Source organism: Leptolyngbya sp. ST-U4 (genome assembly GCF_039962215.1).
Lineage (GTDB): Bacteria > Cyanobacteriota > Cyanobacteriia > Elainellales > Elainellaceae > Leptolyngbya_A.
In genome coordinates this window covers 20,840-46,409 of the sequence record NZ_JAMPKZ010000017.1, presented here as the reverse complement: position 1 = coordinate 46,409, position 25,570 = coordinate 20,840, and the positions used below count along the sequence as shown (strand labels likewise).

Sequence of the window (25,570 nt, the reverse complement as noted above, 5' to 3'; positions counted from 1 at the left end):
GGCATGGGGGTTTCCAGAAAGGTTGGGGCTTTTTGATCGTTTTTTGTGTGGGGAGTTAGGTGGATGAGTAGATGGGTGAATGGGTGAGGGGATTGGGATTCCGCTTGGGGAGTTTTGGAGATAATTACAATGAAGAGAGCGGCGGATTTGTGTTCGTCGTGGCAGTTCACCTCAGAAAAGCGGCAGGCGATCGTCTTATGACTCCTTCTTCCCACCCCCTTTCCCAGTCCCTAGCTTATCCGCAAAGCCCTGCGGTTGACCAAGTGGATGACTATCATGGCGTTGTGGTGGCTGATCCTTATCGTTGGCTGGAAGACCCTAACAGTGAACAAACCCAAGCCTGGGTTGAGGCGCAAAATCAGGTTTCGTTTGGGTTTTTGAAGGAGATTCCGAGCCGCGATCGAATTCAGCAGCGGTTGACGGCACTCTGGGACTACGAGAAGTACGGCATTCCGTTTAAAGAGGAATCGCGCTATTTCTACTTTAAGAATGATGGGCTGCAAAATCAGAGCGTGCTGTACACCTTGCCGAATCTAGATGCAGAGGCGCGGGTTTTGCTTGATCCCAACAAGCTTTCGGAAGATGGAACGGTCGCGCTGTCGGGGCTGGCGATCAGCAAGAATGCGAAACGGATGGCGTATGGCTTGTCCACCGCAGGGTCGGACTGGCAGGAGTGGAAGGTGCGCGATGTCGAGACGGGCGAGGATCTGCCGGATCATTTGAAGTGGATCAAGTTTTCGGGGGCAAGCTGGACGCCAGATCATCAGGGCTTCTTTTACTCTCGCTACAATGAGCCGAACGAAGCGACCAAGCTGGAGGACGTGAACTATTTCCAGAAGCTTTACTATCACCGACTCGGTACATCGCAGTCTGAGGATGTGTTGATCTATGAGCGTCCCGACCAGAAGGAGTGGGGCTTTGGTGGTGGCGTGACCGAGGACGGACGGTATTTGATTATTTCGGTGTGGCTGGGCACAGATTCGCGCAATCTGGTGTTTTACAAAGACTTGAGCCAGGAAAATGCTCCGGTGGTCGAGCTGATTAATACCTTTGAAGCCAGCTACAGCGTGATTGATAATGAGGGCACGACTTTCTGGATACAGACCGATCTGGACGCGCCGCGCGGTCGGGTGATTGCGATCGACCTGACCAGTCCCGACAAATCAAACTGGAAGGAAATTATCCCGCAGGCAGCGGAAACGCTGGAAGGTGTGGGGATACTGAACAACCAGTTTGTAGCGTCTTATCTGAAAGATGCCCGGACGCAGGTAAAGATTTTTGACCTGGACGGTCGCTTTGTGCGCGAGGTGGAACTGCCTGGACTGGGTTCAGCCGGGGGATTTGGGGGAGAGCGACACGATACGGAAACCTTCTACAGCTTTACGAGTTTCACCACGCCGCCCACAATTTATCGCTATGACATGATCACCGGGGAAAGTACGCTGTTCCGTCAGCCGCAGGTCGATTTCAACCCGGATGATTACGAGACGCGCCAGGTGTTTTACACCAGCAGAGACGGGACGCAGATCCCAATGTTTATTACCCACAAGAAGGGACTGGCGCTGGATAGCAACAATCCGACCTACCTTTATGCCTACGGCGGGTTTAATATTTCGCTCACGCCTTCTTTTTCACCTGCCAATCTGGTCTGGATGGAGTTGGGCGGCGTGTATGCAATGGCAAACCTGCGGGGCGGCGGCGAATATGGCGAAGACTGGCATCAGGCGGGCATGAAGCTGAACAAGCAAAATGTGTTTGATGATTTCATCGCGGCGGCAGAGTGGCTGATCGAGAACAAATACACCCAGCCCCAGAAACTGGCGATCGGCGGTGGTAGCAATGGCGGTTTGCTGGTGGGAGCCTGCATGACTCAGCGACCGGATTTGTTTGGGGCGGCTCTACCTGCGGTGGGCGTGATGGATATGCTGCGGTTCCACAAGTTCACGATCGGCTGGGCATGGTGTGCTGAGTACGGTTCGCCGGAGAATCCTGAGGAGTTTCAGACCCTCTACGCCTATTCGCCGCTGCACAATCTCAAACTGGGAACGGCTTATCCGGCAACAATGATTACTACGGCAGACCATGACGATCGCGTGGTTCCGGCACACAGCTTCAAATTTGCGGCAGCTTTGCAGGCAGCCCATCAGGGCGAGAACCCGGTGCTGATTCGGATCGAAACGAAGGCAGGACACGGAGCCGGAAAGCCAACTGCCAAAATTATTGAGGAAGTTGCCGATCGCTGGGCGTTTTTGCTGCGGACGTTGAGAGTGGAGGAGAAAACGCAGTCATAGAAGGGATTTTGGGCGTGGGAAGATCCTGCATTGCTCCCTAAATCCCCCAATTTTGGGGGACTTTGACAGTTAGCATTATTAGCTCGGTTCCATCAGGGTTGGCTGCGATGTGGACACATCTCTAAGGGGAAAATCTTTCTTATTCGCCCTCTAACCTTTACCACTGCTTAAAAGCCTTCCCTCAGTTCAAAGTCCCCCAGAATTGGGGGATTTAGGGGGCTGCAACTCATCGAACACTGCTTAGAGAACTTGAATCTACATCAGAGCTGATTCGGGAGAACTTTAAATCTGATGTGGGAAAAACAGCTCTCGTCTTGAGTAGGAACATTTCGTCTAACACATCGTCTTTTGCCGTCACACTGCGAATCAAATTCACTGCAATAAATCGAATTCATCTGGATCGAAACAAAAAGAAATCGATCGCAATGAACCACCGATCGCAGAATAAACTCCTAAAATAGGTCGATAGAATGACTGAAAACATCTAAATTTCTATCGCTGGTTCTATTGCGAATGACCACTGCAACTGCCCCGAATTCTTCACAGGAATCATTACGTCGGCTAAGTCGCTTCGACTGGAAACTTTGGAATCGCTTTGTGGCGATCGCCCAGCCTTACTGGTATCCCACTAGGCCAGGAAGCGGCAAAGTTTTCTTTGGGCTACTGGTACTACTGATCGTGTTTTTGTTTGCGTTTTTATTTGTGCTGATTAGCGGCGTGACAATGCTTTGTCAGCAGCTTTTTCCGCAGTTTATGGAACAGACGGCAGGCGGATTCGTCGGCCTTGTGCGAGCGGTTTGGACTTCGCCTGGGGTCGCGATCGTCCTCACTGCACTGCTGATTCCGGCGATCGGGTTTTTCCTAGCAAGACGTAATGTATTACCCCGCTGGAGGCAGTGGCTTTTGCTGTCGTCACTACTGCTGTTGTCGCTGGCGGTAAGCGGCTTAAACGTGACGATTAGCTATGTTAGCAACTTCTTTATGACTGCGTTGGCAGACAAAGACCAGCCTACTTTCTGGCTGTTTTTGTTTGTGTATGCGGGTGTATTTGTCGTCGGTACGCCGATCGTGGTGATTTACAGTTATTTGCAGGACGTGCTGGGGCTTTACTGGCGAGAATGGATGACCGGAAAGTTTCTCAACGAATACTTCAGCAATCGCGCCTACTACGAAATTAATAACGACGAAAATATTGATAACCCTGACCAACGAATTTCTGAAGATATTCGCGGCTTTACGAATACAAGCCTGTATTATTTGCTGCTGATTTTGGGTGCGGTTCTTGATCTCATTTCCTTTACCGGAATTCTCTGGTCAATCTCCAGAACTCTGTCGGTGTTTTTGATTGGCTATGCCATTTTTGGGACGATCGTCGTTGCCATTTTTGGTAAACGGCTGATTACGCTCAACTTCCTGCAATTAAAACGCGAAGCAGATTTTCGCTATGGGTTGATTCACGTTCGGGACAACGCTGAATCAATTGCCTTTTATCGGGGAGAAAATCAGGAAATTGGGCAATTAGGACAGCGATTTAATCGGGTTCTGCAAAACTTCAACTTCCTGATTCGCTGGCAGCGAAACCTTTCTTTCTTCACTAAAGGGTATGAGTATGCGATCGTGATTTTGCCCTCGTTGATTATGGCCCCGCTGTTTTTTGCTGGACAGATTCAGTTTGGTGATATTACTCAGGCAAACTTTGCCTTTAGCCAGGTACTTGCTGCTTTTGCAGTCTTTGTGCTTTATGGGCAGGTTGAGCGAATCAGTGCCTTCGCTGCCGGAATCAACCGTTTGGAAACCTTTACCGAAGCCCTGCAAGAACAGGACAAGATTTATCCCGAAGGACAAACCAAGATCGATCTGGTTGAAGAACCGCAAATTTCTCTCAATCGCGTGACGCTGCAAACGCCCAAAGGTCAACGGACACTAACCAGTGATTTGTCGATGACGCTGCAACCCGGACAGGGCTTGGTGATTGTCGGTCAGAGCGGGGTGGGCAAAAGCTCGATGCTGCGGGCGATCGCCGGATTGTGGAACACGGGAACCGGGCGCATCGGTCGTCCGAATCTGAAGGAAATGCTGTTTTTGCCGCAGCGCCCCTACATGGTGCTGGGAACCTTGCGCGATCAGTTGCTTTATCCCAATCTGGAAAACAACGCAGTCAACGACGAAGATGTGTATCGTGTGCTGAAGCAAGTTAACTTAGCAGACTTGCCGGAGCGCGTCGGTGGCTTTGATGTAATTCTCGACTGGTCGGATGTGCTGTCTTTGGGCGAACAGCAGCGGCTTGCCTTTGCCCGTTTGCTGCTGACCAAACCGCGCTACGCCATTCTAGACGAAGCTACCAGTGCGCTCGATCTGGCGAATGAACAGCGGCTCTACCAAACGCTCCGTGATACCCAAACCACCTTCATCAGCGTCGGACACCGCACCAGCTTGCTGAAGTATCACGACTACGTACTGAAGCTGGAGCCGGATACAAGCTGGCAGTTGGTTCCGACAGAGGAGTACAAGGTAGATTTGGAGGCGTTTGCTTAGAAACTGAAATTTAATAGTTTGGTTTTTGTGGGGTGAGCATCTTCCTCCGCTTGGGAAATTCTGCTTGGGAAATAGAGATGTTGCACTGAACGGACGGGGACATCCACCTCACAAGAATGCTTAAGAAATCGATCGACGCATGAATTTCCCTCATGGCGCGACGCGGAAGAAGACGATCGGGTGCGATCGACGGGCTGCTTGGTCTAAGGATTGAGCAGCGTTTCTGTTAGAGTTTGGGCTTCAGGGTCAAAGGTGTAGTGTACTTTGGGTGTATGGTACTTTGACTAATCGATCGCCTGTTTCGGTGGTTTCTCCGATCTGACAATCCGCGCAGTATCCTGTTTTGGGCTTTGCGCTGAGGAAGGACAGTGGCGATCGAGGGTTTGCGTTTATTTTGCCTTTGCTTCCAGCGTCTCCAAGCGGCTCTTGAGTTCCTGATTATCTTTCTTGAGCTGATCCAGTTCCTCCTGGAGTTTCTGGACTGCCTGATCTTGCTTCACGGCTTTTTGGACGCGCTCGATCGCCTCTTCTGCCAGACGGCGGACTCTGCCATCAGGGGTTTGGTCTGCCAGTGCGCTGAGGATGCCGATTGCCTTTACGGTTTCCATTTGTCCTAATGCAATGCTGGTGGAAACCTGCGTCAGGAAGAACGATTCGCGGGAAAGTTCGTCCAGACGATTGAGAATGCGCTCCAGGTTGACGTTATTTTGTCCAGTGGAGATTGCGCCGAGTGCCCGGATTGCCGCCAGACGGAGTGCCTGGGGTATGCCTGCTGCGGTGTATTCCAGAATCAGATCGAGGGCAGCTTCTGAAGTTTTGAGTTTGCTCAGTCCAAGGATTACGCCGCTGCGTACCGTTTCGTTCCAGCCTGCCCGCTCCTGTAAAACCGATCGATAGAGCTTCAGCACCTTTTCTTCTTTCGATTTACCCTCCAGTTTTCCGGCGGCGACAGTTCCCAAAGCAGACAATGCAGCCGCCTCGACGTAATAGCTGGGATCGCCTGCTTCTGCCAGTTTCTTCAGTGCTCGGTAGCTGCCGATCGTCTTCATTTGCGCCAGCGCGTTTACCACCGATCGCCGGACTCTTGCTTCTGGGTCTTCCAGTCCTTTGACCAGTTCCTCAAATGCCTGATCGAGCTTGACCGATGCAAGCTGATCGGCGGCTTCCGCCCGGACTCCCCAGAAAGAATCAGACTGCATCGCTTGAGCCAGCGCTTTTACCGCTTCCAGACCGCCTTTTTTCGCCAGAGCCTCTGCCGCATAGATGCGAGAAACCGGATCGGGATCGTGCTGCAACTGCGCCTTGAGTTCGGCGATCGGATATTCCAGCGTCACCGTTTTCAGCAGATGGTTGCCTAGATCGAAGCTGACAAACTGCGGCTTTTCTGCCAGGGGAAAATAGAAGGTTTGCTCGCGCTCATGAATGCGAACCGTAAAGGGTTTGATGGATGCCGATTTCTCAGGGCTGGATTCATCGATGTAGCCAAAGCCGATCGTCACGCGCAGGTCAAACAAGCCGCTGTCGAGTCCGTTGCCTTCCTGTGCCTGGGTTTGCGTGACGGTGAGCTTAGCAAGATTGCTGTCGCCGTCCCACCCATAGGCGATCTTGTAATCAGGATGTCCGCCCCGGAAGACGTATTGATCAAAGAGGGGCTGCAAGTTGCGTCCGGTGGCTTGGTCGATCGCCCGCAGCAGATCGATCGTTTCCACGGTGCGATGAGCGTTGTCATTCACAAACGTATGAATCGCCCGGAAGAATAGTTCGTCGCCCAGCTCTGCCCGAATCATGTGATAGACGCAGGCTCCTTTTTCGTAGAGATGCCGATCGTAGAGTTCGATCGCTTCCCGGTAAATATGGGTGACGATCGGACGGCGATAGCGGGTGGCATCTTCGCTGAAATAGCTGCGGGCGGTTTCCAGACGGTAATAGGCGGCTTCGTCTGCGCCGTATTCGTGAGTCGTCCACAGCACCTCGGAGTAGGTTGCCATGCCTTCTTTGATCCAGGCGTGCGACCAGTGCTTGATCACGACTAAATCGCCAAACCACTGATGCGCCAGTTCGTGTGCCACCAGCGATTCAGAACTGCGGTTATCGAGGGCAGCCCGTTCATCCAGAAGGCAGCGATCGGTCAGGAGTGTCGTGGAGGTATTTTCCATGCCGCCGAAGATGAAGTCTTCCACGCAGACCTGAGCATATTTGGGAAACGGATAGTCATAGCCAAAGGTCTCGCTAAAGAACTGAATCATCTGCGGCGTTTTGCCCATCGTGCGACGGGCATCGGCTTCGCGTCCCTTTTCCACATAGTAGGTAACGGGCTTGCCGTTCCACTCGTCCTGAAGTTCGGCAAAGTCGCCAACTGCCAGCGTCATCAGATAGCTGGGATGCACCTGCTTTTGATACCAGTGATAAATTTTGTCGTCGCCAGCGGTCTGCGTGTCGATCAGTTCGCCGTTAGACAGGGCAAGATACTGGCGCGGCACTCGCACCCGAATTTCAGAAGTTGCCAACTGTCCCGGATAGTCGAAGCAGGGAAACCAGAAGCGCGAGTCTTCATCTTCGCCCTGTGTCCAGACCTCGACGGATTTCTGGGGATAGTCGGTGGTTGGTGCAATAAAGTACAGTCCGCGCTGGGGCTTCTCAACCCGATAGGCAATCACCAGCATAATCGGTTGACCCGCTTCGGTGGGTTGCTTGAGCCGAACCTGAAGCCGTTCACCGTCATAGTCAAACGGCTGCTCTACGTCCTCGACCTGCACCGAATCAATCTGCAAATTGACTGCATCTAGCGTGAGCCGATCGACCCCGTCGCGCACCGGACAAATCCGAATGCTGCACGTTCCGCTGTAGCTTTGTTCTGGGATATTCAGCACCAGATCCAGCGCAATATGCTCGACCTGACCGGGACGATCGGGGTTGTAGTGAGGCTTCGCACCCGGCAGAACAAACGATTTGCGTCCGTTATTGGTATCAAAGGCGACCGATTCAATTGCAGAGTGAGACATTATTGCAGATTAATCAGAGAAGATTGGTACATTCACCTGATTGATCCTATAACTGTTCGATTCGATCGCGGATCGAATTATGAAAATTTTTAGAGTGCAAAAGCAAATATTCATCAGGCATATCTTAGTGAACGATCGTCACAAGGAGTCAAATTCATCTCTGGAAACTGGGTTTGCAAACTACAGCGAATTCGGCTCAAATCCGTTTGTCGAAGACTTGCCCCTTGCAAATTCGCACCCGATAAATTCGCATCCTGCAAAACGGCACGATCGAGCTTTGCTGCCCAAAGAGAAGCATTCGTGAGGTTCACACTGCTCAAATTTGCACCGTATAGCTTCGCGCCGTTCAGGTTTGCCCGGTTCAAATTGGCATGGTGCAGCGTTGCCTCCATCAGGTCGCACTGGTTCAGATTGGCAGATTCTAGATTTGCGTGATCCAGTGCTGCGCCGTTTAGCGATGCTGCATGAAGATTTGCCCCGCTCAGGTTTGCCCAACGCAGACACACATCGTCGAGATTTGCCACCGTTAAATTTGCACCGCTTAAATTCGTGCCGTTCAGCTTGGAATTGCTCAGGTCTACGCCATCTAAATCAACTCCGTGCAAATCAACCCCGTTAAGATATGCCTGGCTCAGTCGCACGTTGTCGAGCTTGGCATTGGTGAGAATTGCGCCGCTCAGCCTTGCCCCGCTCAAGTTTGCCCACTGCAAATTGGCCTCGGTCAGATTTGCCGATCGCAAATTAATCCCACTCAAGTTTGCGCCACAAAAGTTAACCCCGCTCAGGTTTGCCTGCCGCAGATTCACACCCTTCAAAATTGCGCCGCTAAATCGGGCTCGGGTGAGATTTGCTTTCGCTAGATTTGCGCCACTCAAGTTTGCCTTAGTGAAATCTGCGCCGACTAAATTTGCACTGGTTAAGCGGGCATACTGCACCGTTGCGCCATACAAATACGCTCCACTCAGATTGACCTGAGTCAGATTCGCGCGATCGAACTGGGTCGAAGACAGGACTGCCTGGGTCAGGTTTGCTCCGCTCAGATCCATTCCGCCTAGATTCGCCCCGGCTAAATTAATGCCCGCAAAGTTACGCTCTCCGGCAGCGTATTGGGCAGCAAATTCTAAAACATCCATCAATGAAAATCGTCCTACCTTGCGTCGTCCTCTTTCTGGGGTATCACGCGGCGATCGGTTTCTGGGGGAGTTGGATAAGAGTCTTAGGGAATCGCAGCTTGTTGTTACATAGGGGGAACGAGTAGGGCGATGGGGAGATGGGGCGATGGGGGTGGGGGATTAGGATGGGAGTAGTGCAATGGTGAGGTTGGTTATGACGCCACAAGAGATTGGGGATGAGCTGACGAATTTGTTTGGGGAGGGGGTGCAGCAGACTTCGGTTGAGACGTGGCAGGTGGAAACGAATGAGATGCGGCTGCTGGTGCTGTTGTCTGAGGATCAGTCTTGGCTGCGGTTGCTGGTGACGATCGCCCCGGCTCAAGAAGCAGCTCCTTTTTTGCCTCAGTTGATGGAAGCGAATTTTGATGAAACGCAGGAAACCCGCTATGCCCTGTTTCAAGAGTTGCTGTGGGGTGTGTTTCAGCATAGCTGCGAGGGATTGACCCGCTCTGATTTTCGATCGGCGGTGTCTCGGCTAATTGCGCTCCAGCAGCAGGGACTTTCTGAAAGTTTTAGTCGATTGGCAGAGGCGCAGATTCGGCAGATTATTCGGGCGGCAAAACAGCAGGGACAGTCCCTCGAAGCCACGATGCAAACCCTCGATCACCTTTACGAAGAAGGAGTCATGGGCGATATTGATTTGGGCGGTGCAGCGCGGAGCCAGGTTTTAGGCGCATGGCGATATCAGCTAGAGCGGCTTTGGCATGATGAAAATTAATTGGGCTGAAATTTGAACCCTGCACCGGAGCCAGTTTAGTGCGGTATGCCGATCCAGGCAGAGCTAGATAATTGATCCTCGACGGATACTGTAGAGGATTGCTGCATCGTGCAGCCAAAATGCTTGCGAAAGAGTACCTGAGTCAGGACGGAAGCTGCAAGGTTATTCTGCCGCTTGCCCTGTGAAAACTGATTGCGATCGTCTTCATGGCTGAACTCTAAAAAAGAGAAACGATGAATAAAACGGTTAAAAAGAATTTGACAGTCTATCGCGTATTTTTCAGTATCGAGAATATGGCACTGCCAAACGTGATCAATATTCTGAGTAGGCACTAAGGCGAGATTTGGATAGTGATCAACCAAATATAGAAAAGCAAAATATTGGGCGATCGTCTTCCTCATCTCTTTCTCCGTCCAATTCGCACTTATTGGGGAATGATTGAGTTGATAAACTAGCGAGCTGATTTCGAGCGATCGAACACGCTGAACAAATGTCTGAAAAGATTCAGACCAAGCCTGATGAGCAGAAACCATAAGATGAGGGACGTTCCGGGGGCTGGGAAGAATCGGTCTTAACGTGGGAATTAGGGAGGCGCTTCGCGTCGCAAGCAAGGCTGCTCAAACACCCTTTAGAAGAATTAAGCAGGAGACAAATCCGATCGCCTCATGGAGTAAGGCACTGTTGATAGGGATAGGCATTGCAGGAGTTATGATGATCGCTCAGCTCAGGAGTGGCAGAAGGCAGAACAGTGGGCTGTGTGACTTGAGGAGAAACGGAAGGTTCTAACCTAAGTGCAGCTTTGCTGTTGCCGATGAGCGTGCTGCCAAGCAGGATAAGAACGGTGAGGCTGAACAGCTTGGTCGAAAGGGAACCTAACATGGTGATGCCTCCAGGACAAGTGGACCATGTATTCAACATAGAAACCCTTGGGTTGGAAATCTCCTAACGGCCATTAGGAATGAGTTATCAGTCCTGTTAGGTGACATTGGGCGATCGAAGCTTCTACACTACAAATCAATCAAGTTGAACGTTGCCCATTACGCGAACGTGAGCTGAATCTTTTCGTTTGATTCGCTTGGTTTTGATGCAATTCGTTTTTATTTATGACAATGCACCCCTGAACGCTCCTGAAATCCCGATGAATGCTGCAAAAATAAATTCACTTCCCTGTGTTTCGACCATGCCCGACGACATCTATGCAGAAGCAGCGCAACAGTGGGATTTACCTCGGCTCTATGCGGATCTGACTGTTGTAAAACGGGCTTGTAACGGCAAGCAAAACAGCGCACTCACCGAGCTAGAGAAAGACTGCCTGCGCGGATTGCTCTGTGGTCATAGCCCGACTGAAATTGCGCTGCGCCTGAATCGAGATGTCACCGGGTTACGAGTCAGCCTGTCCCGGGATGGACTTTATGACTATTTGGAAGTGCTGACCGAGCAGCGTCCTAAAAACTGGCAGCAAATCGCGTTTATTTTGGAGCGATCGGGCTATCGCTTGAACGCAGTGACTCTGTCTGCTGTACCGACTAAATCTGCGCCGCGGCAAGATCTAGCTGCCTATATCGATGTTTCGCGCTTTTACGGGCGATCGGCTGAACAGGCAACGCTGCACGCCTGGCTGACCGATTTCACAGTGCGAGTTGCGGCGATCGTTGGCATGGGCGGCATTGGCAAAACCAGTCTGGTTGCAAAATTAATTCAAGATAGTTTCAGCGATGCCTCGCTCGAAAAAGCTGGCGTTGAAGGGGTTCTGTGGCGATCGCTGCGGGATGCACCCCCGATCGGCGAGCTGGTTCAGGACATCCGGCAGTTTGTCACCGACTCAACCGAACTGACGATCACTAGCACGATCGATCAGCAAATCTCCCATCTACTTTCTGAGCTACGACAGCGACGGTTTCTAATTGTGCTGGATGACTGGGAAACGCTGTTGCAGGAAGGCGAACTGTCAGGCTACTGTGCCATTCAATATCGGGGCTATAGCCGCTTATTGCAACGATTTGCAGCAGAGCAGCATCAAAGTTGTCTGGTTGTCCTCAGCCGCGAACAGCCGATCGAGCTTGCTGCATTTGCCGGAGAACCCGTCGTTCAAAGCCTCAAACTGCGCGGCTTGCAACCTGCCGATGCCAAAACTCTACTCAACACACGCGGCTTCGCTGGACAGGAAGCAGGCTTATCGGAACTGGTCAGCATTTATCGTGGTAACCCTGCAGCCCTGAAACTGATCGGCGCGTTGATTCAAGACATTTGTGATGGGCAAGTGTCCCAATTTCTGGCGCAGACTTCGCTCGTTCTAGGCGACGTATTATCTAACCTGCTCGAACAGCAGCTCTCCAAATTGTCTGATGCCGAAAGAAACGTGATGTTCTGGCTTGCCATCGTTGGAAAACCCACCGCGATCGCCGACCTCAAACTCTTAATGAGCACCGAAGAACGATCGCACCTGCTCACCGCCCTCGGCTCCCTCTGGCGACGCTCCCTGATCGAAAAAAACACCGACACAAAACGACTCCTGCCGGAGAGTAATTGTCCTGCAACCGTTCCCCTTCACTCCTCTACCCCTTTACCCACCCTCTTCTCTCTCGAACCCGTTGTAATGAAATGCGTGCTGCATCAGTTGGTCGATGCGCTGTGGCAGGACGTTGAAACAGTCATCGAAGCCCGCTCGATTTCTCACTTAGGCATTCTCAAAACCCATCTGCTGCTAAAAGATGAAGAAACCTTTTCCATCACCCTGTATCACGTTCGCCGCATTCTCTATCGAGTTCGCGATCGGCTGGTGAGTACCTTCGCGGGGGATGTGGAACAGTTATCCGACCAGCTACAACAGATTTTAGGATGGCTCAAAGACCAACCGCCTGAAGCGATCGGCTATGCGGAAATTAACCTGACCAAGCTGTTGGAATTGATCAACCCATCGCAAGCGTCATGAGCGCCCTGATCGTGCTAGCTCCCGGAACCCTGCTGCATCACCGCTACGAGATTATCCGACCTCTGGGTGGCGGTGGCTTTAGTCAAGTGTTTGAAATCCGGGACGGGGATGCGACGAAGGTGCTGAAAGTTCTTGACCTCAAAGAGTTTTCGCGTTCACAGCAGCAAAAAGCGATCGAGCTATTTCGACGGGAAGCCACTTTTCTGAGCCAGTTTCACCATCGCGGTGTGCCCCAGGTTGAACCAGATGGCTACTTTGTCTGGCAGCGCGATCGGCTTGCCCCCCTGCACTGTCTGGTGATGGAAAAAGTTCCGGGCATCAATTTGCAGGAATGGCTCCAGCAGGGAAAACGGCTTTCAGCGCGAGAAGCGATCGACTGGCTGCATCAGTTAGTCGAGATCTTGATTCCTCTGCATCAGCAGCAGTTTTTCCATCGCGACATTAAACCATCAAACATTATGCTGCGTCCGGATGGTCAGCTGATGCTGATCGATTTTGGCACTGTGCGCGAGGTATCTGTCACCTACTTAGTGAAGCAGGAACAGCAGGAAACCGGAACCGCCATTATTTCCGCTGGATATACGCCCCCAGAACAGGCAGAAGGGCAGGCAGTTCCCCAGTCCGATTTCTTCGCGCTCGGACGAACCCTGGTCACGTTACTGACACGCAAACCGCCGATCGATCTCCCCGTTGATCCCCAGACCGGACAACTCCAGTGGCGCACTCTCACCGATGCCCTGCCGCCCCAATTTGCAGATTTGCTCGATCGTCTCATGGCTCCCTTTCCGGGGCAGCGTCCGCAGTCAGGCGAAATCATCCTGCAAACCATTCGACAAATCGAACGAAAACTCAACTGGGAACGACGGCTGCCTGTGCTGCGCCAGGTCGATCGCCTGCGTGCAAAGCTCGATCGTCGCCTGTTGCAACTCACTCCGCTCAAAACTGCGCTGCTGGTGGCGGTTCTGTCTGGTGGTTTCACCCTCTGGCAAAATCGACTCACAGTTTCGATTCAGTTCAATGATTGGGGACTTGATGCCCAAACTGCAAATGCCCCTGAGCTTGCCTGGTTGTCTTATCAGTTTGCGCTGTTATTCAATCGACAAAATGCTGCAACATTGTTTAACTTGGGCGATCTGTATGAAACGCAAAACAAGCTTGCTCAAGCGAGAGCTGCTTATGCCCAATCCATGATTGAAGACCTTGATACAGAACAGCGACCAGATGCTTACAACAATTTAGCAAGACTATATATTTTGAATCAGGAATATCATCGTGCCATTCTACTATTGAATGAAGGTCGGCACATTGCAAAAAGACCGATCGATCACTATGCGCTTCTAAAAAATTTGGGCTGGGCACAGCTTAAGCTTAAGCAATATGACGTTGCCCAAGAAGCGTTGAAAAATGCAGTTAAGATTGACGATAAACGAGGGACAGCCTATTGCTTAATGGGGCAAGTTTATGAAGAAATTAAAGATATACCAAACACGGTGAATGCCTATCGCAAATGTCTTCAATATGGCGATCGAAAAAATTCCGACGAACAACAATGGATGACGCACGCTCAACAGTTTTTAGAGTGAGTTAAACAGCCATGAACGATCGTTTTATTCAGGGTGCTGGAATTGCAGGCTTGCTGTTAGTGATTCCAACGGCAACGAGTCCAGGAATCTCTGCGGTGCGGGAACTCAACCCCGTCTCACCTCCGATCGAATCGACTGCAGAATATCTCATCGCCCAGTGTCGCACTGCTCGCACTGCCAATCCGCGCGGTCCCGAAGATGCCTTGATTCCCTACATCATTGAGCCTCGCAATTCGGCGGTTTTAAGCGATCGTCCCAATCTACGCTGGAATAAAGTGTTGGGCGTAACCCAGTACACGGTAACGCTGAAAAACGGAGACACAATCCTATGGACAAAACAGGTCGAGACGGATGCGATCGCCTATCCATCGGATGCTCCTGCCCTGCAACCCGGAATCAACTACACGCTAGAGGTGAAAACCAACACCGATCGCTCCTCCACCGAAGAAGACATCCAGACCACCTTCTACCGCCTGTCTGACCCTGAAGCCGATCGCATCCGCCAGGCAGAATCCCTGTTTAATAACACCTCCGAATCCACAACGCTGCTTAAAACCGATCTCTACATCGGCTCCGAACTCTACGCGGCGGCGATCGACACCCTCGAATCTCTAATCGAGCAAGGCAGCCAAAACCCGATCGTCTATCGCAAACTGGCAGACCTCTACGCTCAAGCAAACGTTAATTTGCGAGCCGAATCCTACTATCAGCAAGCAATTCCCCTCGCCTCTGGAAATCTGCCGGAGCAAGCCCGACTTCAGGCATCGCTTGGCGAAGTTTATATCCGGCTGGAATTGAGACCGCAGGCGATCGAATGGCTAACACAGGCAAAAGAAAGCTACCAAACGTTAGGAAACCAGGCAAAGGTTGAAGAATTACAGCAAAAACTCACCGATCTTTCAACTCAAGCCGGATAATGAGCGCAGACGAAGGTAAATCTATGACGATCGCTCACTAAAAAATATTGGAGACGGGTCGATTTTAGCGATCGAGTTTCCAAATGTATTGGTGAATGGGCGATCGATGTTGGGGTAGTTTCCAATTGTTGCTGTTCTAGACCAAGGAAAATCCATGAATTACGAAAATGTAAATGACATTGTCAATCAACTTTATGCAGAGACTGAAAAACTCTACAAGAAATTGAAGCAAAAAGCTTACAGTAAACCTCTTGATGCTGAAGTAGCACTAGATGAGTTGAAAAAGTTTTCCGATGAAGTAGGCAAGGCAACTAGAGACTTTTTTTTCAATTTGTGCAACTCTAAAAACCCAGAAACAGAAGAAACTTCTTTCAAAAAGCTGCAAGAAGTTTTAACATGGGTTAAAGACACAATAAATAGACTAGTAAAATTTAAGGTTTTGGGAGTTCAAGAGCAAGGAATTATTCCTGAATTTCCGCCAAAGAAGTAGATTATTAATAGTTGCCCTAAATAAAACTAAGTGGGTAAATAGAGTAAGACGTAGAGCGGATGTTAACTACTAATACGCAGAGCATTCGCTCTACAAATTTTTAATAATTAAACTTTTTCACCATACAATAATATTAATTTTTCGCAGGGAAAACATGGAGTGTTTTGATAATGTTTTTTCAACGTTCAAGATTCTACCTTTTTGCTTGTGTAGGAATACTATTATGTTGCAATCACACTAAGGCTAATTCACTTCAACCTCTTCAACAAGAGGAAGCTCAATCGATAGAACATTTTTTAGAAATAAAACCCTTTTTATTCCAGAATCAACAAAACAAAGCCAAGCAGATTTTTGAAAAGGGCAGAATCTACTATATTCAAGGATATTACGACCTCGCACTGAATGCTTTCATTCAATCATTAAACATTTATCGAGAACTCGAAGATAATGTTGGTCAACAATACTGTCTTTACAACATTGCTGCTGTTTATCAGCAAGAGGGTAATTACGAGCAAGCTATAGAGACATACGAGCAAACCTTAACAATTTCGCGGAGTATTAATAGCTCCGAGGGAGAATGGCGTATCTTGTCAAATTTAGGAACCATTTATGCTGATCAGGGACAATTTACTCAAGCAGTTTCAGCTCAACAACAGGCACTAGATATTGTTCGATCACTGGGAGATTTACTCGGAGAGCAACAGGTTCTTAGTAATCTAGCCTGGGTTTATACAGATTTAGGTCAATTTGAGCAAGCGTTAACGGCGTTTCGAGAAGTTTTAGGAATTATTCAGCAGCTTCCTACTGTTACTCAAGGGGATAAACACAATCAACAATCAAGTGCAAGTATAGTTCTGTACAATATTGGTTTTATATACGAAAGACTAAATCAGTATTCAAAAGCAATTGAAAGCTACCAGCAAGCTCTTTTACTAAGGCGAGAAGCTCAGCAACCTTCTCATGAGGCAGAAGTTCTTAGTAATTTGGGGTTTGTCTACTATACAGTAGGACGAAGAGAAGAGGCTTTATTCACTTTAGAACAGGCACTTAAGCTTTCGGAAGAAATAGGCGATCGCGATAACACAATTGATACTCTCAACCGTTTAGGTACAGTTTATTCAAGCTCAAATGAGTTTGAAAAAGCGCAAGCGTTCTATCAGCAAGCATTATCTATTGCAATAGAAACTGGGTCACTTCCAGGGCAACGAAGCGTTTTAAGCAATCTTGGCGATCTCCTCGCGCAGCAAAACCAACCCCAACTCGCCATTCTTTTCTACAAACGATCGATCAACGTCACCGAAGCCATTCGGCGAGATATTACCGGATTGCCGATCGAGCAACAGCAGTCTTACACCGATACCGTTGCGGATACTTATCGGAGATTAGCGGATTTGTTATTGCAGCAAAATCGCATTTTAGAAGCGCAGCAGGTTTTAGATTTGCTGAAAGTGCAGGAAATTCAGGACTATTTGCGGCGAGGAGTGAGGGGCAGCGAGCAGACGGCTGAGGGCGTGGATATTCTTCCGGCAGAGCGGCAGATTTCAGAGCAGTATGATGAGCTGATTCAAGGGGCGATCGAATTAGGCAAAGAGCTTGATGAACTAGACGACATTCCATCCGAGCAGCGAACTCCTGAGCAGCAGCAGCGCGTCGAAGAACTCCGTGGTCGGCAACGTCAAATTACCCTGGCGTTTCAAGATTTTCTAGAGCAGCCTGAGATTGTAGCGGCGATCGAACAGCTCGAAGTCCAGATCGATCAGGAAATTGATCTCAGAGCAATCAGGGCAATTCGCAATGACATTCAGCAGGATGCGGTTTTGCTTTATCCGCTGGTGCTGGACGATCGCCTTGAACTGGTGGTGCTGTCTCGCCATACTGCGCCCATGCGTTATTCGGTTCCGGTTGGGCGAGTGGAGCTAAATCGGGCGATTTCTGCCCTGCTCAGTGACTTAACAGATCAAAACTCCGATCCGAAACCTAACGCACAGCGGCTCTATAACTGGCTGATTAAGCCGATCGAGGAAGTTCTCGCACAGGGCAATATCAAAACCATTATCTATGCTCCCGATGGGCAGTTGCGCTATATTCCGCTTGGCACGCTTTATGACGGAGATCAGTGGATCACCGAGCGATTTCAGGTGAACTATGTCACGGCGGTAAGTTTGTTTAATCTTGATTCCCAACCGCGAACCCAGCCCCGTGTCTTAGCAGGCGCGTTTTCCGAAGGACGCTACAACATCCCGCGCGGCGGCACCGTTTTACCCTTTGGCGGGCTACCCTTTGCCAAACCGGAAGTGGAGACGATCGCCCGTTTGTATCCCAACACGCGCCAGTTAATCGATCGGGAATTCACCCGCGCTGCCACTGAGCCAATCTTAAATGATTACAACATCGTTCATCTTGCTACTCACGCGATGTTCACGACTGGATCACCAGAAGATTCATTTATTTTGTTTGGGGACGGCAGCACGATCACGATGCGCGATGTCAGCAGCCTGGATCTGGACAATGTTGATCTCGTCGTGCTGAGTAGCTGTCAGACTGCTGTGAGCTCGATGCAGCTTCAAGACGGCAAAGAGATTTTGGGATTTGGCTATCAAATTCAGGCAACCGGAGCCAGAGCCGCGATCGCCTCTTTGTGGGCAGTGGATGACGGCGGGACGGAGGCACTGATGAGCCGATTTTATACCGCACTACGATCGGGCAATCTCTCTAAAACTGCCGCACTTCAGCAGGCACAAATTGCCCTGATTCAGGGAGCAACTAGAACTCGTCTCGAACATCTCGTGGACAGCGAAAATCAGCCTGTAACGCTAGAGCATCCCTACTACTGGGCATCGTTTATTCTCATCGGCAATGGCTTGTAAAACCAGTTTCTAACGCTTGTTAGAAGTCAGACGAAGCTCAGTTTTTTATGCTGAATACAGACATTATCGATCGTGGGATGGATCACGCTTTGCAGGTAGGCTTTGACGCTATGCTTTAAGTGAAGTATTGATTCATCCTGCCTTCCTTTAGTCTTTCGCTAACCTTCATCCTTATCGTTAAGAAGTTTCTCAGTTTTCGGAGTTGGGTTTCTGGAAGCGGTATCCCTATGCGATCGTGCCTGATTCTCGATTCATGCCCAGATCATCTAAACCCTCCCCTTCCTATGCAGTCCAGACTCAAATGGTTTCCTTTTGTGCTTCTACTGCTCCTGAGCGGCAATACTGCCTGTTCTGCGATTTCTAACTCTTCCCAGGCACAGCCCCAGCCTGCTCCAAGCGTTCAGCCGATTACTTCTGTGGTGGCGATCGGGCGATTAGCTCCTCAGGGCGAAGTGATGAAGCTGTCGGTGACGAATGCAGCAGATAGTCGTGTGAATCAAATTTTGGTAGAAGAAGGCGACTGGGTAAAAGCCGGACAGGTAATTGCGATTCTTCAAGGAGCCGATCGCAAACAGCGTGACCTGGAAGAAGCCGAAAAGAACGTGGAATACTATCGGGCAAGACTGGCGCAAACCCAGGCAGGAGAAGCCAAAAATGCCGATGTCGCTGCACAACAAGCTACGATTGCCCGCTTAGAAGCACAGCTCAAAAACGAAGTCGTCGGTCAGGAGGCTGCCATCGCCAGTGCAGAAGCGGTTTTGCGGCAGGCACAGACTACTTACGATCGCAACGTTTATTTGCAGCAGGAAGGCGCACTTAAAGCGTCTGATCTGGATCAGGCAAGACAGGAACTAGAAACAGCGCAGGCAACCCTGAGACAGCGACAGGCAGAACGCCAAATGACGATCGAAACCCTGACGCAGCAAATCCGGCAAGAGCGAGAAAATCTGGCAAAGTTGAGCGAAGTTCGCCCTGTTGATCTGCGGGTGGCACAAGCCGATCTGGAAAAAGCGATGATTGCGGTGGAACAGCGTCGCGCTGAGTTAGAGGATACCCAGGTGAAAGCCCCGATCGCAGGTCAGGTACTCCGAATTAATACCCGTGTGGGTGAACAGGTGAATACGCAGCAGGGCATTGTGGAACTGGGACGAACTGACCAGATGTATGCGATTGCCGAAGTGTATGAGACGGATATGGCAAAAGTTAAGCCCGGACAAAAGGTGACGATCGCGAGTGAATATGGCGGATTTGAGGGCAAGCTTCAGGGCGTGGTCGAGCAGGTCGGGCTACAGGTCGGTAAACGCAAACTTTCTGAAGATAGCAATGACCCAACCAGCGATCAGGATACGCGAGTGGTAGAAGTAAAAGTTCGGATTAATGCAAGCGATAACGCAAAAGTTGCGGCTTTGACGAATATGCAGGTGCGACTTGAGATTCAAATTAATTAATTCGGAATCAATTAATTTCAAGTCAATAAATTCCAAATCAATAAATTCCGAATCAATAAATTCCGAATCAATTAATTTCAGGCCAATCAATTTTAAGTCAGGCAATAATCGATTGATGCTACGGGGAATCACTGGTTGCTGACTCAGGAGATAATTTGGAGATCGTTTAATGAAAGCACTGCGTCAATTTTGGCAAATCCATAAACCCCTTGGCTGGGCACAGCTTTCTCACCAGAAAGTACGTTTAGCTGTCGCGCTGACGGGCGTTGCGTTTTCCAATATTTTGATTTTTACCCAGCTTGGGTTACGGGCAATGTTGTTTGATGGAATCACGCTGCTGCCGGAGGCACTGAAAGGCGAACTGTATTTGCTGTCTGCGCGAGTTCCGTCGATCGACTTTGGGTTTGGCGGTTTGCCCAAGTCTTACCTGTATCAGGCAGACACTGTTCCCGGTGTAGAGTCGGTGCGTCCGCTTTACATCGGCAGAGTGCGCTGGACAAATCCGGAAACGCTGCGGCAACCTAAATCTCCCGATGCTCAGCCTGTGCCGATCGACATTTTTGCCGCCAATTTTATCAAAGTGCTGGCGTTTAACCCGGTGCAGCCTGTTCTGAATCTGCCCGAAGTCGATCAGCAGGTCGATCGCCTCACCACCCCCGGAACCGTATTGTTCGATCGCCTGGGACAACCCACGCTCGGAAACGTGCCCCAACTATTTGCCGAAGCAGGCAGCGTCAACACCACGATCAATAATCGGCGAGTGCAGGTTGTGGGGCTATTTAGCCTGGGCAGCAACTTCAACGACAAAGGCTATGTGTTGATGAGCGACTGGAACTACGAGCAAATCAGCCGCCAGGGCAGCAATTCTATCAACGTGGGCGTGGTGATTCTGGAACCCGGCGCAGATATTGGTGCGGTGCAGGCTCAGCTCCAGGCACGATTGCCGCCTGAAGTGCGAGTTGCTACCAAAGCCGAGCTAATTGCTTTAGAGCAGGAGTTTGCCGCTTCTTTTCCTCAAGGCAAAGTGCTGAGCTTTGGCGCGATCATGGGCTTTGTAGTGGGTATGGTGATTGTGTATCAAATTCTCTATACCGACATCAGCAACCATCTACCCGAATACGCCACGCTCAAGGCAATGGGCTATAGCGATCGTTCCCTCTGGATAATTGTGCTGCAAGAAGCGTTGATTTTGGCAGTGCTGGGCTTTATTCCCGGATGCCTGGCTTCCTACGGCGTGTATGGGCTGCTGGCTCAGGCAACGCGAATTCCAGTTGTGATGCGGTGGGATGTTGCTGTGCAGGTGTTTGTCTTAACGGTGGTGATGTGTAGCGTGGCGGGCACGATGGCAATGAATAAGCTGCGATCGGCTGATCCGGTGGATGTGTTTTAGGGAATTCATTTTTGAGAATATCTATGAATTCGATCGTCGCCATTCGCAATCTCAATCATTCTTTTGGTAAAGGCTCGCTGCAAAAAACCGTTCTCTCTGATATCACTCTGGATTTAAATGCGGGAGAGGTAGTGATTCTTGAGGGTCCGTCAGGTGGGGGAAAAACGACGCTGTTGACCCTAATCGGAGCACTGCGATCGGCTCAGTCGGGCAGCCTCAAAATTTTGGGACAGGAACTTTTGGGCGCGAAAAAGCAGCAGCTCATGCAGGTTCGCAATCAGATTGGTTTTATCTTTCAGGCGCATAATTTGCTCGATTGTCTTACTGCCTGGGAAAACGTCAGTATGTCGCTGAAGCTGCATCCCAAAATTCCCAAGTCGGAGTATCGGCGGCGATCGGTTGAAACCCTTTCGGCAGTTGGGCTGGGCGAATTTGTCGATGTTTACCCAAAGCAGCTCTCTGGGGGACAGCAGCAGCGCGTCGCCATTGCCCGTGCCTTGGTCAGTCATCCCAAACTGGTGCTTGCGGACGAACCGACTGCCGCTCTGGACAGCCAGACAGGGCGCGATGTGGTGAACGTGATGCAAAGTCTTGCGAAAGAAGAAGGCTGCACGGTTTTGCTCGTCACCCACGACAACCGAATTTTAGATGTCGCCGATCGCATTTTGCATATGGAAGATGGTTGCTGTCGTTAGCAAACAGAACGATTTGCAGTACTTGTTCCTGGCACAAATTTCTTGCACAAATTTCTTGCACAAATTCCTCGACAAAAAGAGTGAGTCATTTGCACGCTGGTCGTTCCTCCCCTATCTTGGGTAAAATCAAAGACTTACGACCTTTGCATAACATCTATGGGCAACACTTTCGGACATCTGTTTCGCGTCACCACCTTTGGCGAATCTCATGGCGGTGGAGTCGGTGTCGTGATCGACGGTTGCCCGCCGCAGCTTGAGATTTCGATCGAAGAAGTTCAGTTTGAACTCGATCGCCGCCGTCCGGGGCAAAGCAAAATCACTACGCCGCGCAAAGAAGCTGACCAGTGCGAAATTCTCTCCGGTGTATTTGAAGGCAAAACCCTGGGAACGCCGATCGCCATTCTGGTTCGCAACAAGGACACTCGCCCGCAGGACTACGATGAAATGTCCAAGGCATATCGTCCTTCCCATGCAGATGCAACCTACGATGCCAAATACGGCATTCGCAACTGGCAGGGCGGCGGCAGATCCTCAGCACGAGAAACGATCGGACGAGTCGCAGCGGGAGCGATCGCCAAAAAGATTTTGCGGCAGGTGGCAGGTGTTGAAATTGTCGGCTATGTGAAGCGAATTAAGGATCTAGAAGGCGTGGTCGATCCGGCAACGGTGACGCTAGAGCAGGTAGAGAGCAATATTGTCCGCTGTCCCGATAGCGACTGCGCCGATCGCATGATTGAAATGATCGAGCAAATTGGGCGATCGGGCGATTCGGTCGGGGGTGTAGTTGAATGCGTTGCCCGGCAGGTTCCCAAAGGTCTAGGCATACCCGTGTTTGACAAACTCGAAGCCGATTTAGCAAAAGCGGTGATGTCGCTGCCTGCCACCAAAGGATTTGAGATCGGCTCAGGCTTTGCCGGAACGCTGCTGGTCGGAAGCGAACACAACGACGAATTCTACCTCGACGACGCAGGTGACATTCGCACCACAACCAATCGATCGGGCGGCGTCCAGGGCGGCATTTCTAACGGGGAAAACATTCTGATCCGGGTGGCATTTAAGCCGACAGCCACAATTCGTAAAGAGCAGCGCACCGTTACGAAAGAAGGCGAGGAAACGATTTTGGCAGGCAAAGGACGACATGACCCCTGTGTGCTGCCTCGGGCAGTGCCGATGGTCGAAGCGATGGTGGCACTCGTGCTGTGTGATCATCTGCTGCGAGACGCTGGACAGTGCCATGTGCTCGACCCTTCCCGGTAAGCGAAACACTCAAACAAAAAATTAGCCCTCCTCTACGGGGGGCTTTTTATGAAGGCTTTTTACTTTTTACAATGAGCTGATTGTCCAGGAAAGGGCGAGCGAAAAGAATTTAGAGATTGCGCGCATCACGCTTTTTGAGCGAATCGAGCATTTGCCTTCTAACTGCACTTGCCCAACGATCGAAGTCAAACTCAGTCTCGCGATTGGTAGCGGTCGTCAAACTTGTTAGAGAAAGATGTAACGGATTGGGTTGAGCGTTACGCGGCGTTTTTCGATTCATTACTGTCACATTGAAATCCCACTTCACTAATTTGCCCATAGGCAGGGGGAACAATTCTATATCCCTAGGCACATTTTTCTACAAGCGTTGCAAATATCGCATCGTGTTGATGCCGATTCTACATAAAGCACTTTTCCTGAGGAAGCATTTAGAAAGGCAAATGAAGACAGGCATAAACGCTCGCCTGAAACGCTAAGGTGCTACTGGCTTGGGCGCGTTTGATTTGGGGGCGGGAGCGGGGCTTGTGCGGGGTGACTCAATGCCAGGAAGCGGTTGAGCCGGAATTGGAGCCGGGTTCAATGGGTCAACCTGACCCGGAATCTGGTAGGGAGCCTGAGGATTAATCGATCCACCCGGAAGGGTAAAGGAATTTGGTAGCGGAGCCGGGTTTTGTCCGTTATCCGGCAGGGTTGCCAGTGCGACGCGATCGCCCCCGACATCTCTCAGCAAATCGAGCACTTGCACCACATCGTTATAGCTAGCGGCTTTAGAGGCATATAGCACCATCAGCCCATCGGGATTCTGCTGCTTAAAGTTTTGCAGGGCAGCGGCAAGCGATTCGCGGGAAATCGGCTGTTTTTCCAGGTAGGTTTGACCGATCGGGTCAACGCTAACCACGAGCAACTGTCGCAGTTGTGGCGCACCTGTGCCAGCACGGGGCAGATCGACACTAATTGCAGTCTGCCGAGTTAACGTGACTGCTGCCAGGATGAAGAAAGTGAGAATACAAAAGATAACGTCAATTAGCGGGACAATTTCAATGCGAACATCAGTCTCGGTCGATTCGAGGTGAGTTTTAATCGGCATGACAACTCGGTAAGAAATGTGAGGAACAGCGTAAAATTCAACCGCAACGCTATGGGTTTTCTCCCGCAGTGGACTGAGGGACGATCGATTCAGAACTCAGGCTGGAAGCATTCAGCGCGTTTCGTCTTACCAAGGGAAGGCGTTCTTTGCGGTAAAGCAGTTCTAGCTCGTTACCTGACTGTCGGAAAATTTTTGCCTGACCGAACACAAAACTCTGGAACAAACGGTAGAAAGCTAGTGCAGTGATTGCCACAATCAAGCCTGCTGCCGTACTAATCAGGGCTTCTGAGATTCCCAGCCCCACGCCTTCTGCTGCACCTGTACCCAGGTCTCCAATGCGAATCGAGCTCAGCGAACTAATCAAACCCAGCACTGTTCCCAATAGACCCAGCAGAGGGGCGAGCGCGATTGTTGTTTCTAGCACCTTGTCTCCGCGCCGCATCGCGTTAAGTTCTTCGTCTGCTGAGGCTTGCAGGGCGAGTTCAAACACTTCGGGATCGGGGTCTTGCAGTTCCAGCGCGGAATAGAGAAAACGACCGATCGGCTGACTGCTGGATTTGCGAGCAATCTCGGTTGCTGCATCCCAGTCCCGTCGTGCTGCCTCCAACACCCGCCCGGAAATTTCCCGCTCGTGGGTCAGAATTTTTGACCAGAACCACGCCCGCTCAATAATGGTGCTGAGGGTCAGGAAAGAGAGAAATAGCAGGGGCCACATGGCGACTCCGCCCCTGGCAAATAGGTCAGAAATACTCACTGCTTCGTTTTACCTCCAGTTATGCCGCATGCCAGACGGAGAAGATAGGCAAGATCCGCCCGGAATTCCTTCTTTAGCTGTTCGAGCGAAACCCCGAACGATCAGGATGACCTATCATCAACAGTCCAATATAGTCCATATAGACTGCCATTCTGGCAAAAGGATTCATGGGACTTCAGGAAGCAAAATCGTGCGAAGCAGTGATTTCAGCAATTAACCTTTTGTGCGCTTCACATGGTCGAGGATTTGCTGCTTGCGCTCATTTGAGTTACGCGGCGTGGATTGAATGAAGTTGCCGCTGCTGCGTGCCAGATGTTCCATAATGCGTTTTTTGCGATCGTTCATAGCCATATCCAAGTCCTCCAGAATTAAGCAATTTCAACGGTTAGGCAGTCGTTACTTCTTCAGTATAGAGAGATGCTTTGAGTGAGG

Annotated in this window: 19 protein-coding genes; 12 read left to right on the top strand and 7 right to left on the bottom strand. The window is 50.5% G+C overall.

What is annotated here, in order from left to right:
• Positions 1-197: 197 nt before the first annotated feature.
• Together NDA02_RS20135 and NDA02_RS20130 are read left to right on the top strand one after the other, a co-directional pair.
• Positions 198-2,291 carry a prolyl oligopeptidase family serine peptidase gene (locus NDA02_RS20135; protein ID WP_190794259.1) on the top strand — a complete coding sequence of 698 codons (2,094 nt, stop codon included), beginning with the start codon at positions 198-200 and terminating at the stop codon, positions 2,289-2,291.
• A 513-nt stretch (positions 2,292-2,804) separates the two neighbouring features.
• Entirely contained in the window at positions 2,805-4,826 is a 2,022-nt protein-coding gene (locus NDA02_RS20130) for an ABC transporter ATP-binding protein/permease (RefSeq protein ID WP_348255707.1), read from the top strand.
• A gap of 389 nt (positions 4,827-5,215) precedes the next feature.
• Here NDA02_RS20130 and NDA02_RS20125 read toward each other — a convergent pair whose 3' ends face one another.
• Together NDA02_RS20125 and NDA02_RS20120 are read right to left on the bottom strand one after the other, a co-directional pair.
• A complete protein-coding gene (locus NDA02_RS20125) occupies positions 5,216-7,828 on the bottom strand; it encodes a M1 family metallopeptidase (RefSeq protein WP_190794241.1) in 2,613 nt (870 codons plus the stop codon).
• 113 nt (positions 7,829-7,941) lie between these two features.
• Positions 7,942-8,961 (bottom strand): pentapeptide repeat-containing protein, encoded by a 1,020-nt coding sequence (locus NDA02_RS20120; RefSeq protein WP_348255706.1) that lies wholly within the window; start codon positions 8,959-8,961, stop codon positions 7,942-7,944.
• A 193-nt stretch (positions 8,962-9,154) separates the two neighbouring features.
• Here NDA02_RS20120 and NDA02_RS20115 point away from each other — a divergent pair, with 193 nt between their 5' ends.
• Positions 9,155-9,718: a hypothetical protein gene (locus tag NDA02_RS20115; protein ID WP_348255705.1), complete on the top strand. Its 564-nt coding sequence runs from the start codon at positions 9,155-9,157 to the stop codon at positions 9,716-9,718.
• 35 nt (positions 9,719-9,753) lie between these two features.
• Here NDA02_RS20115 and NDA02_RS20110 read toward each other — a convergent pair whose 3' ends face one another.
• Both NDA02_RS20110 and NDA02_RS20105 read right to left on the bottom strand, forming a co-directional pair.
• Positions 9,754-10,119 (bottom strand): hypothetical protein, encoded by a 366-nt coding sequence (locus NDA02_RS20110; RefSeq protein ID WP_348255704.1) that lies wholly within the window; start codon positions 10,117-10,119, stop codon positions 9,754-9,756.
• Positions 10,120-10,381: 262 nt separating this feature from the next.
• A complete protein-coding gene (locus tag NDA02_RS20105) occupies positions 10,382-10,597 on the bottom strand; it encodes a hypothetical protein (protein ID WP_190792282.1) in 216 nt (71 codons plus the stop codon).
• A 301-nt stretch (positions 10,598-10,898) separates the two neighbouring features.
• Here NDA02_RS20105 and NDA02_RS20100 point away from each other — a divergent pair, with 301 nt between their 5' ends.
• From NDA02_RS20100 to aroC, 9 genes are all read left to right on the top strand, one after another.
• Entirely contained in the window at positions 10,899-12,650 is a 1,752-nt protein-coding gene (locus tag NDA02_RS20100; RefSeq protein WP_190792281.1) for an NB-ARC domain-containing protein, read from the top strand.
• A complete protein-coding gene (locus NDA02_RS20095; RefSeq protein ID WP_190792280.1) occupies positions 12,647-14,233 on the top strand; it encodes a serine/threonine-protein kinase in 1,587 nt (528 codons plus the stop codon). Before NDA02_RS20100 ends, NDA02_RS20095 begins: the two co-directional genes overlap by 4 nt.
• A gap of 11 nt (positions 14,234-14,244) precedes the next feature.
• Positions 14,245-15,150, top strand: coding sequence for a tetratricopeptide repeat protein (locus NDA02_RS20090; RefSeq protein ID WP_348255702.1), 906 nt, complete (start codon positions 14,245-14,247; stop codon positions 15,148-15,150).
• Between the two features lie 154 nt (positions 15,151-15,304).
• Positions 15,305-15,640, top strand: coding sequence for a hypothetical protein (locus tag NDA02_RS20085; protein ID WP_348255701.1), 336 nt, complete (start codon positions 15,305-15,307; stop codon positions 15,638-15,640).
• A 170-nt stretch (positions 15,641-15,810) separates the two neighbouring features.
• Positions 15,811-18,507 (top strand): CHAT domain-containing protein, encoded by a 2,697-nt coding sequence (locus NDA02_RS20080; protein WP_348255699.1) that lies wholly within the window; start codon positions 15,811-15,813, stop codon positions 18,505-18,507.
• 284 nt (positions 18,508-18,791) lie between these two features.
• A complete protein-coding gene (locus NDA02_RS20075) occupies positions 18,792-19,955 on the top strand; it encodes an HlyD family efflux transporter periplasmic adaptor subunit (protein WP_190794529.1) in 1,164 nt (387 codons plus the stop codon).
• 169 nt (positions 19,956-20,124) lie between these two features.
• Positions 20,125-21,345 (top strand): ABC transporter permease DevC, encoded by a 1,221-nt coding sequence (devC, locus tag NDA02_RS20070; RefSeq protein ID WP_190794530.1) that lies wholly within the window; start codon positions 20,125-20,127, stop codon positions 21,343-21,345.
• 23 nt (positions 21,346-21,368) lie between these two features.
• A complete protein-coding gene (locus tag NDA02_RS20065) occupies positions 21,369-22,040 on the top strand; it encodes a DevA family ABC transporter ATP-binding protein (protein ID WP_190794531.1) in 672 nt (223 codons plus the stop codon).
• A 156-nt stretch (positions 22,041-22,196) separates the two neighbouring features.
• The gene (gene aroC / locus NDA02_RS20060; protein ID WP_190794532.1) at positions 22,197-23,297 is read left to right on the top strand and encodes a chorismate synthase; all 1,101 of its coding nucleotides are present in this window, start codon (positions 22,197-22,199) and stop codon (positions 23,295-23,297) included.
• A 472-nt stretch (positions 23,298-23,769) separates the two neighbouring features.
• Here aroC and NDA02_RS20055 read toward each other — a convergent pair whose 3' ends face one another.
• The 3 genes from NDA02_RS20055 to NDA02_RS20045 form a co-directional block, all read right to left on the bottom strand.
• The gene (locus tag NDA02_RS20055) at positions 23,770-24,384 is read right to left on the bottom strand and encodes a biopolymer transporter ExbD (RefSeq protein WP_190794533.1); all 615 of its coding nucleotides are present in this window, start codon (positions 24,382-24,384) and stop codon (positions 23,770-23,772) included.
• Between the two features lie 49 nt (positions 24,385-24,433).
• Entirely contained in the window at positions 24,434-25,138 is a 705-nt protein-coding gene (locus NDA02_RS20050) for a MotA/TolQ/ExbB proton channel family protein (protein WP_190794534.1), read from the bottom strand.
• 213 nt (positions 25,139-25,351) lie between these two features.
• Positions 25,352-25,489, bottom strand: coding sequence for a hypothetical protein (locus tag NDA02_RS20045; protein ID WP_190794535.1), 138 nt, complete (start codon positions 25,487-25,489; stop codon positions 25,352-25,354).
• Between the last annotated feature and the right edge of the window lie 81 nt (positions 25,490-25,570).